At 38.0% G+C, this 14,005-nt stretch carries 12 protein-coding genes; 2 read left to right on the forward strand and 10 right to left on the reverse strand.

Annotated elements, in window-relative coordinates; genetic code table 11:
* Nucleotides 1–69 precede the first annotated feature (69 nt).
* From JEM65_RS08910 to mraZ, 9 genes are all read right to left on the reverse strand, one after another.
* A complete protein-coding gene (locus JEM65_RS08910; protein WP_199598653.1) occupies nucleotides 70–1,263 on the reverse strand; it encodes an FtsW/RodA/SpoVE family cell cycle protein in 1,194 nt (397 codons plus the stop codon).
* Nucleotides 1,264–1,301: 38 nt separating this feature from the next.
* Nucleotides 1,302–2,633 carry a UDP-N-acetylmuramoyl-L-alanine--D-glutamate ligase gene (gene murD, locus JEM65_RS08915; RefSeq protein WP_199598654.1) on the reverse strand — a complete coding sequence of 444 codons (1,332 nt, stop codon included), beginning with the start codon at nucleotides 2,631–2,633 and terminating at the stop codon, nucleotides 1,302–1,304.
* 14 nt (nucleotides 2,634–2,647) lie between these two features.
* Nucleotides 2,648–3,001, reverse strand: a complete 354-nt coding sequence (locus JEM65_RS08920; protein WP_199598655.1) for a four helix bundle protein — start codon at nucleotides 2,999–3,001, stop codon at nucleotides 2,648–2,650.
* A 39-nt stretch (nucleotides 3,002–3,040) separates the two neighbouring features.
* A complete protein-coding gene (gene mraY / locus JEM65_RS08925) occupies nucleotides 3,041–4,282 on the reverse strand; it encodes a phospho-N-acetylmuramoyl-pentapeptide-transferase (protein WP_199598656.1) in 1,242 nt (413 codons plus the stop codon).
* A gap of 151 nt (nucleotides 4,283–4,433) precedes the next feature.
* Nucleotides 4,434–5,897: a UDP-N-acetylmuramoyl-L-alanyl-D-glutamate--2,6-diaminopimelate ligase gene (locus JEM65_RS08930; RefSeq protein ID WP_199598657.1), complete on the reverse strand. Its 1,464-nt coding sequence runs from the start codon at nucleotides 5,895–5,897 to the stop codon at nucleotides 4,434–4,436.
* A gap of 1 nt (nucleotide 5,898) precedes the next feature.
* Nucleotides 5,899–7,845: a penicillin-binding protein gene (locus tag JEM65_RS08935; protein ID WP_199598759.1), complete on the reverse strand. Its 1,947-nt coding sequence runs from the start codon at nucleotides 7,843–7,845 to the stop codon at nucleotides 5,899–5,901.
* Nucleotides 7,846–7,898: 53 nt separating this feature from the next.
* Nucleotides 7,899–8,219, reverse strand: coding sequence for an FtsL-like putative cell division protein (locus JEM65_RS08940; protein WP_199598659.1), 321 nt, complete (start codon nucleotides 8,217–8,219; stop codon nucleotides 7,899–7,901).
* A gap of 41 nt (nucleotides 8,220–8,260) precedes the next feature.
* On the reverse strand, nucleotides 8,261–9,157 hold the full coding sequence (rsmH, locus tag JEM65_RS08945; protein WP_199598661.1) for a 16S rRNA (cytosine(1402)-N(4))-methyltransferase RsmH: 897 nt from the start codon (nucleotides 9,155–9,157) through the stop codon (nucleotides 8,261–8,263).
* A complete protein-coding gene (mraZ, locus tag JEM65_RS08950; protein WP_199598663.1) occupies nucleotides 9,144–9,614 on the reverse strand; it encodes a division/cell wall cluster transcriptional repressor MraZ in 471 nt (156 codons plus the stop codon). Before mraZ ends, rsmH begins: the two co-directional genes overlap by 14 nt.
* A 297-nt stretch (nucleotides 9,615–9,911) precedes the next feature.
* Between mraZ and JEM65_RS08955 the strand changes: the two genes are divergently transcribed.
* On the forward strand, nucleotides 9,912–10,676 hold the full coding sequence (locus JEM65_RS08955; protein ID WP_199598664.1) for an alpha/beta fold hydrolase: 765 nt from the start codon (nucleotides 9,912–9,914) through the stop codon (nucleotides 10,674–10,676).
* A 151-nt stretch (nucleotides 10,677–10,827) separates the two neighbouring features.
* Nucleotides 10,828–11,439 carry a ribosome biogenesis GTP-binding protein YihA/YsxC gene (gene yihA, locus JEM65_RS08960; RefSeq protein ID WP_199598761.1) on the forward strand — a complete coding sequence of 204 codons (612 nt, stop codon included), beginning with the start codon at nucleotides 10,828–10,830 and terminating at the stop codon, nucleotides 11,437–11,439.
* Nucleotides 11,440–11,681: 242 nt separating this feature from the next.
* On the opposite strand, the gene JEM65_RS08965 is transcribed toward yihA, so the two are convergent.
* Complete coding sequence (locus JEM65_RS08965) at nucleotides 11,682–13,880, reverse strand: carboxy terminal-processing peptidase (protein ID WP_199598762.1); 2,199 nt, start codon at nucleotides 13,878–13,880, stop codon at nucleotides 11,682–11,684.
* Nucleotides 13,881–14,005 lie beyond the last annotated feature (125 nt).

Below are 14,005 nucleotides of genomic sequence, written 5' to 3' on the forward strand. Positions count from 1 at the left end.
TCTTCTCTCTTCTCTCTATTCTCTATTCTCTATTCTCTATTCTCTATTCTCTATTCTCTATTCTTCCAACTAAATTGCTTCACTCAATATTTCCAACGGATTGTCCAATCCTTCTTCTTGTTCTTTTAGTTCTTCTCTTTTTGCACTGACACTTAAAACAATGCCGATAGCCAAACAGGTCATCCAGATTGAGGTTCCACCGCTACTAATTAACGGTAAGGTTTGTCCCGTTACCGGAAACAACTCAACCGCAACCGCCATATTTATAAAGGCCTGAAAGACGATAGGCAACCCTACGCCTAACACCACTAATTTTCCAAAAACGGTTTCTGATTTTTGGGCGATGATGACTATTCTGAACAACATCCAACAGTATACCGTCAAAATGACCAGACCACCAATCAAACCGTATTCTTCAACAATAATCGCGAAAATAAAATCGGAGGACGACTGTGGCAAAAAGTTTTTTTGAACACTCTTTCCTGGTCCCAACCCTGTGATTTCGCCAGTTGCTATTGCAATTTTTGCTTTTTCAATTTGATAATCGGCCTCTGTATCTTCTCCATTCGAAAAGTTTTCGATTCGGCTCATCCAGGTATCGATACGATTGGGCATCACCTCAGGAAACGCTTTAGCAGTCAACACAAACAATGCCAAGACAACCATTCCGGTTCCTATAATCACCGCCAAATACTTAATAGGATACCCACCAATAAATGTCAACACCATAACCATAGCAAACATAATGGCCGCTGTTGAAAAGTTAGCGGGAAGAATGAGTATAAGCACAAAAAAAACCGGCAGCCATAAAGGCAAAATAGACTCTTTAAAGGTGATGTTTCTATCTTGAATTTTTGAAAGGTAACGCGCCACATACACCATGAGCACCACAGCGGCTAGCGTAGAGGTCTGAAAGGACATCCCAACAATCGGGATTTGAATCCACCTGCTCGCGTTTGCCCCATCTATGGTTGTGCCCTGAAACATCGTCAACACCAATAATATAAGCACAATGGGCAACATGACTATAGATAAGCCCTTAAAATAACGGTACGGCACCCGATGTATACCATACATAATGGCAAAGCCTAAAAATAAATGCATAAAGTGTTTTACAAAAAAGGAAAAGGTACTGCCAGAACTACCAGTATATGCCAAATTACTGGAAGCACTGTACACCGGAAGGAATGAAAAAATTGCCAATAATGCGACAATTGCCCAAATCAATCGATCTCCTTTTATATGTGATAACAAATTATTCATAAAAAATACTTCTGCCCAAGGGGCAGGTTCAGGTGTGATTATAAATTTCTAACCGCGTCTTTAAATTGACGGCCTCTATCTTCGTAACTTTCGAACAAATCAAAACTTGCACATGCTGGAGACAACAACACTGTATCTCCTGTTTCAGCGATTTTATAGGCGATTTTCACAGCTTCACTCATGTATTGCGTCTCTACAATAGTATCGACCATTTTACCGAAGGTCTCCATCAATTTTTCATTGTCTGCACCAAGGCAGATAATTGCCTTTACTTTTTCATTGACAAACTGAAATAATTCTTTATAATCATTTCCTTTATCAACACCTCCTACAATCCAAACTGTAGGCGCATCCATGCTTTCTAATGCATAGTACGTAGCGTTAACGTTGGTTGCCTTTGAATCATTGATGTATTGTACTTTATTAATTTTTAAAACGTGTTCCAAACGGTGCTCGACACCTTGAAAATTCTCTAAGCTCTCACGAATGGTCTGCTTTCTAATTTTCAATAGATGCGCAACGGTTGATGCTGCCATTTGGTTTTTAATATTGTGCTTACCCTCTAAGGTTAAATTATTTGTTGGCATAATTATTTGGTTATTATCTATCGTTATTTTTATCTCTTCTTTATCTAAATATGCACCGTTCTCTATGGTTTTTACCAATGAAAACGGCAGTAATGTGGATTGAACTTTATGTGATTTGAGCCATTCTGTAATCACCTCATCATCCGCATCATAAATCAGGTAATCGTCTTTAGTTTGGTTTAAGGCAATTCTAAATTTTGAATTGATATAGTTCTCAAACTTATAATCATACCGGTCCAAATGGTCTGGTGTGATGTTTAGCAAAATGGCGATATGCGGTTTAAAATCAACAATATCATCCAATTGAAAACTACTGATCTCCAAAACATAATTTGGATAATCCTGTTCCAACACCTGTTGCGCAAAACTTTTACCAATGTTACCAGACAAACCAACCTCCAAATCCTTTTTTAAAATATGGTGAATCAGGGTTGCTGTAGTCGTTTTTCCATTGCTACCCGTTACTCCAATAATGGTAGCGCTGGTATATTTGGCCGCAAATTCAATCTCTGAAACAACTAAAATTCCGTTGTCCCTGATTTGCTTAACCATAGGCGCTTTGTCAGGAATCCCCGGACTTTTCATCACGATGTCAGCATTCAGGATTTTTGATTCCGTGTGCTGCCCATCTTCAAATTCAATTTCATTATGTTTAAGAACGTCTTTGTACTTTTCTTTAATTTTTCCTTTATCTGAAAGGAACACTTCGTAACCCTTTGCTTTTCCTAAAAGCGCAGTTCCTACACCGCTTTCTCCACCTCCTAGAATTACCAGTCTTTTCATTTACGATTTTAGATTTACGATTTACGATTTCGGATTGTTTTGATAGAGGCAACTATTATTGACAAAATCTCATTTGCCTCTGCATGCAATCGTCTTAACTCTATTTCTTCTTTATTAGAAACCTCTAAAAGCAATTCTAAAAAAAACATACTCTCATCAGCCTCCTCCTCTACAATTTTTAGCTTGTTTAAAAAGTCAGCGTCAGATTTTGCTCTACATGCAGCCCTATAATTCGCACCTACGGAACTAGAACACCTGATCAATTGATTGCAATAGGCGTTATATTCTCTCGACACAGGGAATTTTGAACATAAATGCCAACAATCAGAGCCAAATTTTTTAGTTCTATTTTTTAGTATTTCCTTCATGCCAATCCCAAATCTTAATTCGTACGTCGTAATTCAACATTATCTAATTTTCAAGGTCACAATGGACACAATCGCTAGCAAAATTCCAATAATCCAAAATCGGGTTGCAATTTTACTTTCGTGATACCCTGATTTCTGATAGTGGTGGTGCAATGGCGCCATTTTAAAAATCCGCCGTCCTTCTCCATATTTCTGTTTGGTATATTTAAACCAACCGACCTGCATAACCACTGATAAATTTTCCGCTACGAAAATCCCACACAATACCGGAATCAGCCATTCTTTACGTACTGCAATGGCAATAACCGCGATGATACCACCAATAGTCAAACTCCCTGTATCACCCATAAATACTTGCGCCGGATAGGTATTGTACCATAAAAACCCGATCAATGCACCAACAAAAGCCGCGATATAAATGGTGATTTCTTCCACCCTCGGGATAAACATAATATTCAGGTATTCAGAAAAGATGATATTTCCTGAAAGCCATGCAAATATGCCCAGCGTGAGCACAATTATGGCCGATGTTCCTGCCGCCAATCCGTCAATCCCATCGGTTAAATTAGCACCGTTTGATACCGCAGTGATAATAACGATAGTGACCAGAATGAAGATGATCCAGGCATATTTTTCAAGACTCGGACTGATCCAAGTAACTAAATGCGCATAATCAAATTCATTTTCCTTTACAAAAGGAATGGTGGTTTTTGTCGATTTTTCTTCCGCCTTGAACAACTTCGATGCTTCCACATTAGGGTTCTCTGCTAAGATTTCTTTTTGCTGGGCAATTGGCAATTTCTCTTTGATCGTTACATTTTCATTGAAATACAAGGTTGCACCTACAATGATTCCTAATCCGACCTGCCCTAGAACTTTAAATTTTCCTTTAAGACCTCCTTTGTCTCTTTTGAATTTTTTGATATAATCATCAATAAAACCGATAGTTCCCATCCAAAGCGTGGTCACCACTAACAGGATGATATAGATGTTGTCAATCTTGGCAAACAACAGCACAGGAATTAAGGTGGCAATGATGATGATGATCCCTCCCATTGTTGGCGTTCCCGCCTTTTCAACTTGACCTTCCAATCCTAAATCCCTAATAGTTTCGCCAACCTGTTGCTTTTGCAAAAATCTAATAATGCGCTTCCCGTAGATTGTTGAAATTAGTAACGACAAAATGATTGTCATAGCTGCTCTAAAGGAGATATACCCGAGCAGGGATGATCCTGGAAAATCAAAGTGTTGTTTTAAAAATTCAAATAGGTAAAAAAGCATTTTTTAGTTTTAATGGTTGACCCGCCTGAACGTTCCTTTCAGTACGGGCAGGTTGTTGATTAAGCTCAGCTTATTCTTTATTCTTTATTCTTTATTCTTTATTCTTTATTCTTTATTCTTTATTCTTTATTCTTTATTCTTTATTCTTTCTCTATTTTCCGAGTTGTTGCAAAAATTCCTGAACGATTTTATAATCGTCAAAATCCTTACGGACACCTTTTACTTCTTGATAGGTTTCATGGCCTTTTCCGGCAATCAGGATTATATCGTTGGGTTGCGCCATTTGACATGCCGTTTTAATAGCTTGCTTTCTATCGGAAATGGACACTGTTTTTTTGAAATTTTGAGGTTCGACACCTTTTTCAATGTCCTCTATAATGGTTTCTGGAACTTCACTTCTTGGATTATCACTCGTAAATATGACCTTTGTACTCAAGGCTGAAGCAATATGTCCCATTTTAGGACGCTTGGTTTTATCTCTATCACCACCGCAGCCTACCACCGTAATCAGTTCTTCATTTTTTGTACGAATGCTGTTAATAGTTTCCAATACATTTTTAAGCGCATCTGGCGTATGTGCATAATCCACTATAGCGGTAATCTTATCTTCAGAAATCAGGTATTGGAAACGCCCTGAAACACTTTCCAACTCACTTATCAATCGCAAATTTTCTGTTTTTTCGAGGCCTAACAATTCTGCAGCAGCGTAAATAGCCAAAATGTTATAAGCGTTGAAATTGCCTATCAATCGCGTCCAAACCTCTTGATCATTTATTTTCAACAAAAGTCCAGTAAACTGATTTTCTAAAATCTGCGCTTGATAATCGGCGTATGTCTTTAAGGCGTAGGTATAGGTCTTTGCTTTCGTGTTTTGAAACATGACCAAACCATTTTTATCATCGGTATTGACCAATGCAAAGGCAGTCTTTGGCAAGTTGTCAAAAAACGATTTTTTAACATCTCTATATTCCGCAAACGTGGCATGGTAATCTAAATGATCGTGCGACAGATTGGTAAAAATTCCACCTTCAAAATGCAAACCTTCGGTTCTATTTTGATGAATACCATGAGAACTCACTTCCATAAAACAAAACTCTACACCCTCTGCACTCATCAAACTCAAATATCTATTGATGGTCAAAGAATCTGGAGTTGTATGCGTCGCTTTATGCTCTATAGCATCTACCATAACCTTGACGGTAGACAATAAACCCACTTTAAAACCTGCTTTCTTAAACAAGTGATACAACAACGTAGCCACCGTAGTTTTACCATTGGTACCTGTTACACCTACTAATTTTAAATTCTCTGAGGGATTGTGGTAAAAATTGGCCGCCATAAATGCTAAAGCCCTGCTCGCACTCTCCACAGAAATATAGGTAACGCTACTTTGCAAAGTTTCTGGCAAAGTTTCGCAAACCACAGCAACAGCACCTTTTTGGATAGCTAAATCAATATAGTGGTGTCCATCCGTAATGCTTCCCTTTATAGCTACAAAAACATCCCCTTGCGCTATGTTCCTAGAGTCGAAATGTATGGCATTAACGTCTACAGCCGTACTTCCAACAACGGCGTTGATGGTAACCTTATATAATATGTCTTTTAATTGTGCCATTTTATATATTGAGATAGACTTCTTGATTGCGTTTTACTTTATGTCCTTTTTCTATGGATTGTTTTTTAACTACTCCAACACCTTGGAGCTTTACCGTTAGCCCCATGTTTTCCAACAGTGCTACAGCGTCCATTGCTGGCATGCCTGTAACATCTGGCATAATGGTTTTATGGGTTTGTGCCACATCATAATAGGATTCAAAATCTTTATTGACTATCGTGTTTTGAAAGTTTAAGGTTTCAACCTCGTCTGTAATTGGCGTATCCGTAAATATCTTTTGGGCAATTTTCTTAAATACAGGACCCGAAACATCTGCCCCATAATAGCCCACACTTTTATCTGGCTCATGGATAACAACGATACAGGAATACTTCGGATTATCAGCTGGAAAAAACCCTGCAAATGAGGAGATGTAACTCAATTTATCTTTAGTGGCATAATCCTTCTGACAGGTCCCCGTTTTACCCGCCATTGAGAAGTTAGGTGAATACAGCTTACTACCCGTGCCGCGCTCCACGACGTTTTCCAATAACTTTTTGACCTTATCTACCGTCTCTTGAGAACAGATTCTAGGATTGATCACTTCCTTTTTAAAGGGCACAATGGTTTTATCAAATTCGCGCACTTCGCGCAGAAACTGAGGTTTTACCATTTCGCCATTATTGGCAATCGCATTGTAAAAGGTCAAGGTCTGCAAGGGTGTAAATGACACACCATAACCGTATGCCATCCACTGCAGGGCAATACCACTCCAACGTCCGTTTTTAATTCTTGGATCGGGGATAATAGGTTCCGGCTCACCAACGATTGCCAAATCCAAACTGTTGTTTAAATTCATGGCATACAACCGATCAATAAATTTGCTCGGGTTATCCTTATACGCTTTATCTATAGCGGCTACAATAGCTGTATTGGAAGAGACTTCGATCCCTTTGGCAATGGAAATCTTACCATAGCCACCGTGTTTTGAATCCCTAACTTTTTTGCCGTAATAACTCAATACACCTTTTTGGGTATCCACAATATCACTGGTGTCAATGACTTTATCTTCTAAAGCTGCGGTTATGGCCATGATCTTAAAAGTAGAACCAGGCTCATTACTTTCGCCAACGGCATAATTTAAGCGCTCATAGTAGTTCCCATTCTCATTTCTGCCCAAATTAGAAATGGCTTTGATCTCACCCGTTTTAGTCTCCATGACAATCACGCTACCGTGATCTGCCTTATATTTTTCCAATTGTTCCAACAATGCATGATGGGCAATGTCCTGAATATTAACATCAATGGTGGTATAAACGTCATAGCCGTCTTGCGGCTCAATTTCATTATAATCTGTAATAGGCTTCCATTGGCCTTTGCCAATTTTTTGCTTCATGCGATGCCCATCCGTACCTCTCAAATACTTTTCTCCAAAGGCGCCATCAATACCGGCTCTGGTAACATAACCATCCTCATCTATACGCTCGTAGCCAATAGAACGTTGCGCAATACCACCCATCGGATGCTCACGCTTTGTCGTTTGCTCTACAATAAGTCCGCCTCTATATGCGCCAAGGTTTAATAATGGAAAATTTCGCAATCGTGCATAATCTGTATAATTGATATTTCTTGCCAGCAGAAAATATCTGTTTTTATTGACTCTTGCCTTTCGCAGCTCCTTTTGATAGTATCCGGAAGATTTGCCGGTGTATTTAGACAAGGAATCACTCAGGGGTTTTAAATATTTTTCGAATGTTTTATTTGTGGCCGTCAACGCGTCCACACGGATGTCATATTTCGGAATTGAAGTGGCCAACAAGCTGCCGTCAGAGGCGTATACATTACCACGGTTAGCTGGAATAGTCACATTTTTGACGGTTCGCTTTTCAGCTAAATCGCGATACTTGTCACCCTGCACCATTTGGATGGTGAACAATTTGAACACCACAGCCAATGCGATTACAAACATGATGCCTGCCACAAAGTACAATCTGTTCAATATGTTTTTTTCAGTGTCTGCCACTAGTTATCTTCTGATTTAACTTTTATTTTTTTAGGCGGAATAGAAGACGGTGCAATTTCCTTTTCTGCCATTTTTTTAACAATTCCGGATTCCATTTTAAGGCGCATCAATTTTGATCTTCCGTCTACAAAGGCTGAACGCCATTCTTTCACTTCATTGTTCAACCGTGCAATGTCATGTACTTTTTGGTCTGCACTGTGTGAACTCGCAATCATCACAATAGCCAATAAGGAAATGAAAATGATGATCCTCCAGTTCTTGAAAGAATCATCGCTGACCAAAAACTTACCTCTTAATATGTGATAAATATTATTTTTCATCGCAGTTCCTGCAAAGGCAAGAGTCTCTTTTTAATTAAATTTTATACTTTTTTGGCAATACGCAGTTTTGCACTTCGCGCCCTACTATTTTCTTTTATTTCCGCTTTTGATGGCACTATTAATCCGCCTACTTTTTTTAACGGCACCTCAAAGTTCCCATAAACATCACGTTCTGGCTCGCCTTCAAACAATCCATTTCTGATAAACCGCTTTACCAGCCTATCTTCTAAAGAATGGTACGAAATGCAACACAAACGACCTTCGGGTTTTAACACCTCGGGCGTTTGTTGTAAAAACTCTTTTAAGACCTCTATTTCTTGATTCACTTCTATGCGAATGGCCTGATAAATTTGCGCCAACACTTTATTCTCATTTTTATGCTTCACGAACTTTTTCAAGACTTCCTTGAGTTGCTCGCTAGACTTTATAGCTTCGTTTGCACGCTCTTCAATAATTACTTTCGCCATTGCTGGTGCTTGACGCAACTCGCCATACTGCAATAACACATCGGCGATTTGTTCTTCTTTATATGAATTGATCACATGAAATGCTGACAATTTACTGTCTTGATTCATCCGCATATCCAAATCAGCTTCAAAACGTGTTGAAAATCCGCGTTCAGCTACATCAAACTGATGGGACGACACACCAAAATCAGCCAAAATACCATCCACTTGTTTGGCTCCATAAAACCGAAGAAAACGCTTTAAAAATTTAAAATTCTCATTGATTAACGTAAAGCGCGCATCATCAATAGTATTTAAAAGCGCATCTTTATCCTGATCAAAGGCGAATAACTTTCCGTTTGGTCCGAGGCGTTTTAGGATCTCTTTACTATGACCTCCACCACCAAAAGTGACATCTACATAAACACCATCAGGCCTGATATTTAAACCATCCACTGTTTCAGTAAGCAAAACCGGATTATGATATTCCATCTGTGTCATCATCTTGTCCCATAACTTCCTCGGCCAAATCTGCAAAATCATCAGCCGCATCGTCTATAGCTTGTTCATATTTATCTTTATCCCAGATTTCCACAATATTAATTGCTGAAGACACTACGATCTCCTTAGAAATACCAGAAAAACTCATCAAATCCTTCGGAATGAGCAAGCGGCCCGTACTATCTACCTCTACCATTTTCACACCTGCCGTGAACCGTCTAATAAAATCGTTATTTTTCTTTTTGAAGCGGTTAAGCGTGTTCATTTTTTGCATCAATAATTCCCATTCGACCATTGGATACAATTCTAAACACGGTTGAAAAACCGCTCTTTTTAAAACAAAACCGTTCTGAAGCGCAGGCAACAGCTGTTTTTTGATCGCAGCAGGTAGCATAAGCCTCCCTTTGGCATCAACTTTACATTCGTATGTCCCTATTAATGAGTTCAAAAGCTTTTGTTTGTTTTACTAACGACTAAGATTCAAATATATTGAAAATATTACCACCTTTTACCACAATTTACCACTTTTGTTGATAAGTTTAGAACTTAGAACACTATTTTCGATAAAATGCACGCTTTAGAAATAAATAAATAGGTCTTTTTCAGGGAGTTAAAAAGTGGCAGAAATTGGGTTTTTGCCCTGTAGACAACTATTGTACAAGTAATGCGGGGAAACTGCTCAAAAAGAAATAAAATTTGAATGAAATAACTATATTTGTTTTTTATGATTAACCACTAACCATTAATGAGACACCTCCTAAAAAAAGAAAAAAATTACAGTTATATTGAAGTAGGCGAAGGCAAACCGATTATTGTTCTTCATGGATTATTGGGAGGATTGAGTAATTTTGACGCTGTGTTGCATCATTTTGGGAACAAAGGCTATAAAGTTATCATTCCAGAATTACCAATATATTCAATGTCATTGTTAAAAACCAATGTCAGAAGTTTTGCAAAGTATCTCCATGAATTCATAACTTACAAAGAGCTCGATGATGTTATATTGCTAGGAAATTCTCTTGGCGGTCATATAGGACTGTATCACACAAAACTATATCCAGATAAAATAAAAGCACTTGTTATTACTGGAAGCTCTGGTCTGTATGAAAGCGCCATGGGCAGCGGCTACACTAAACGTCGTGATTATGAAGTTATTAAAAAAAAGGCCCAGGATGTTTTTTATGACCCAAAAGTGGCCACCAAAGCCATTGTAGATGAAGTTTACGACACGGTCAATGATAGAAATAAACTAATTAAGACATTAGCCATTGCTAAAAGCGCCATTAGACACAACATGGCCAAAGACCTCCCTAATATGGATTTGCCCGTGTGCATTATTTGGGGTAAAAATGATATTGTAACACCTCCGGAGGTTGCTGATGAATTTCATCAACTTTTACCAGATTCTGATTTGTATTGGATTGATAAATGTGGACATGCTGCCATGATGGAGCATCCAGACAAGTTTAATAGCATACTTGCTGAATGGTTTGAGAAACGGGATCTGTAACATCAACTGAATGTAAAGTAGGGAGTTTCTGACAGATGACGGATGACAGAGGACAGATGACAGATGACAGATGATGGATGACAAACTTAACTAATGTAATGCTCAATAGGCCAATCTTCGCGACCTTTGCGTTTAAAATCAAAATAAAATGATCATTAAAACTGCCGAATTTATAATGAGCAATTCCGAAGTGAACAAGTGCCCTAAGGATACATTACCAGAATATGCTTTTATTGGCCGTAGTAATGTTGGCAAGTCTTCATTGATCAATATGCTGACCAACCATAAAAACTTGGCAAAAACCTCAGGAAGACCTGGAAAAACACAACTTATAAACCATTTTTTAATCAATAAAAATTGGTTTCTTGTTGATTTGCCTGGCTATGGCTACGCCCGTGTTTCAAAATCTTCTAAAAAGAAATTCCAACAATTTATAACAGACTTTTTTGAAAAGAGACAACAACTAGTAGCGGCCTTTGTACTGATTGACTTACGCCATGAGCCTCAAAAAATCGATTTGGAGTTTATGGAATATATGGGCGAGAGCGGTATTCCGTTTTCTATCGTATTTACAAAAGCTGACAAACTAAAGCCGAAAGCTATAGAGCGTAATGCTGTAGCGTATATGCAAGAACTGCTTAAAACATGGGAAGAAACACCCAATTACTTTATCACCTCTTCTACGTCTGCCGTAGGTAGAGATGAAGTACTGCAATTTATTGATGAAACAAATCAAGAAATCAATGCTTTGAGACAGGAATAAATTTTAATCTCTAAATGAACAACCTCCACCCAAGGGTACGAGGTATNNCTTTTTTATTTCGACGCAGAGCGTCGGGGAATAAAACCCAAGGATCCCGCTAAAAAGCGGGATTAGTTCAACTAACAATTTTTAATTCATTGCTTCGCAACTTTTAAAAATTGAGTTTCACTAATTTAACAGCATAAAAAAAATGCTCCAAGGTTTTTACAACCTTGGAGCATTTTTTTTTATTTATAGCCAGATTATTCCTTTACATTATTTGCTACTTTCTTAACCGAATATGTCATTCTGAGATCATTCAACACGTTAAGCGCTTCTTCCACATAAACATCATGACTTAGCGCCTCGTGCCAACGTTCACGCTTTTCTCTTAACACGCTATCTGCGGACATTAACTTATTTTCATAAGGCAAAGAGCTAAACGTTAAATTCGTTTTGTAATCTGTTAGTCTCTCAAACTGCTTAGCTTCATCTTCATTGAGTTTTAGAGCCGCTTTATAACTGTCATAGTTGAGTGAATACTGATCTTTGTCTCTAATTCTCTTTATCCATTTGGCGTTTTCATCAATAAGTTTCAACTGTTCATTGTGGGTAATTCTTTCGTTACTATTGTCGATTGCTTTTTTATAATCCACATAACTCTCCCACACATTATAATCAGTAGCGTCTATTTTATCATATGCTAAAGGGTTGTCTTGATTTTTCTCGCCTAAAGCGATATAACTATAACGATCTGGCACCACAACATCACTCTTAACACCTTCTAACTGTGTAGACCCACCGTTGATTCTGTAATATTTTTGGATGGTATATTTAAGCGCCCCCATATCGCCACCGGTATTGTTTTTTACCATACGGTTTAAATCCAACACGGTCTGAACGGTACCTTTTCCAAAAGTTTGTTTGCTTCCAATAACCAAGGCACGTTTGTAATCTTGCATTGCAGCCGCTAAAATCTCAGAGGCTGAAGCCGAATTTTCGTTTACCAAAATCACCAAAGGACCATCCCAAGCTATAGATTGATCTTTATCTTTTAATACTTCCTTTTGACCTCCGGTAGTTTTAACCTGAACAATTGGACCTTCTTTAATAAACAATCCGGCCATATCAATGACCGTTTGCAAAGACCCTCCACCATTGTTTCTTAGGTCTAAAACCAATCCTTCAATGTTTTCCTTCTTCAAACGTTCAATCTCAAGTTTAACATCAGTGGCCGCATTTCTTTTATTGTAATCATCCATATTTACATAAAAACCGGGGAGATTTATCACTCCAAACTTTTTATCGTCTTTAGTCACTGTTGATGATTTGGCATAAACCTCTTCCAACTCCACTACATCTCTCGTAACGGTCAAATCTTCAATTGTGCCATCCACCTTTTTCATGGTTAAAATGACGTCCGTCCCTTTAGGGCCTTTAATTAATTTTACGGCATCTTCAAGACGCATGCCAACGACATTTACTGAAGGCTCATCATCATCTTGTTTGACTTTGAGAATTTGATCGCCTACTTCCATTTTGTTTTGCTTCCATGCTGGCCCTCCACTGATAATCTCAGTAATGGTAATCACATCCATTTTCTTTTGAAGTCGGGCACCAATACCTTCAAACTTACCGGACATGGCAACGTCAAAACGTTCCTTTTCTTCTGGGGCATAGTAGAATGTATGTGGATCAAACTCAGCAACAATAGCATTTAAATATACCGCAAACCAATCTTCACGTTGGCGCTCTTCAATATAATCATAAAGCTCATTCAAGGAGTTTAAAGTGGTTTGACGTGCTTCTTGCTCCAATTCAGACAGCGATTTTTTCTCCTTAGTTTCAAAAAGTCCATCGGCATTAGCTATAACATCTTCGCCTTCAACAGCCGTCATGTTCTGAACTTTTTTCTTATTAGAAAATGTATTTTCCTGTTGCGAAATCAAATCATCATAGTTGGCAATGGTAGAAAACTTAAGTTGCGTTCTCCAACGCTCTCTCATGTCTTTTTTTGATTTTACAAACTCTAGATTCTTGTATTCCGTATTGATCTCTTCTTGGATGCTATAGTCAAAAGAGTTCTCCAAAACATCCTTGTACATTGCTTTTGATTCTTCCAAACGTTTTAGCAAACGTTGGTGGGTCAAATTAAAGAATGCCAAATCATAGTTTTTTAACTGGTCATCGATCTGATCTTTATAAGCTTCAAATTCTTTGATGTCTGACGCGTAGAAGTATCTTTTAAAAGGATCCAATTGATCTAAATAACTTTTAAAAACCTGCTCTGAAAATTCATCATTTATCTCCTTAGGACTAAAATGCCCTTCACCAAGCACATAAGTTATCAACTGCATCAACAACTTATCTTTATCTGGATCGTCAAAAGTTTTCGTGGTAAAACTGCAAGACGCAAATGCCAACATAAGCGCCAACAATAAAATCTTATAATTCCTTTTCATAATATCTTTCATATGTTATAGTGGCATTATTAAGTCTAAACGCATTAGACGCTTTAATATTTTTCACTAAAGTAAAAGAAAAAACCATGCCAATAAAACCAATGCCTACTAATTTTTTGTTAAAC

Origin of the sequence: Gelidibacter salicanalis (genome assembly GCF_016469035.1) — a bacterium.
GTDB classification, from domain to species: Bacteria; Bacteroidota; Bacteroidia; order Flavobacteriales; family Flavobacteriaceae; genus Gelidibacter; species Gelidibacter salicanalis_A.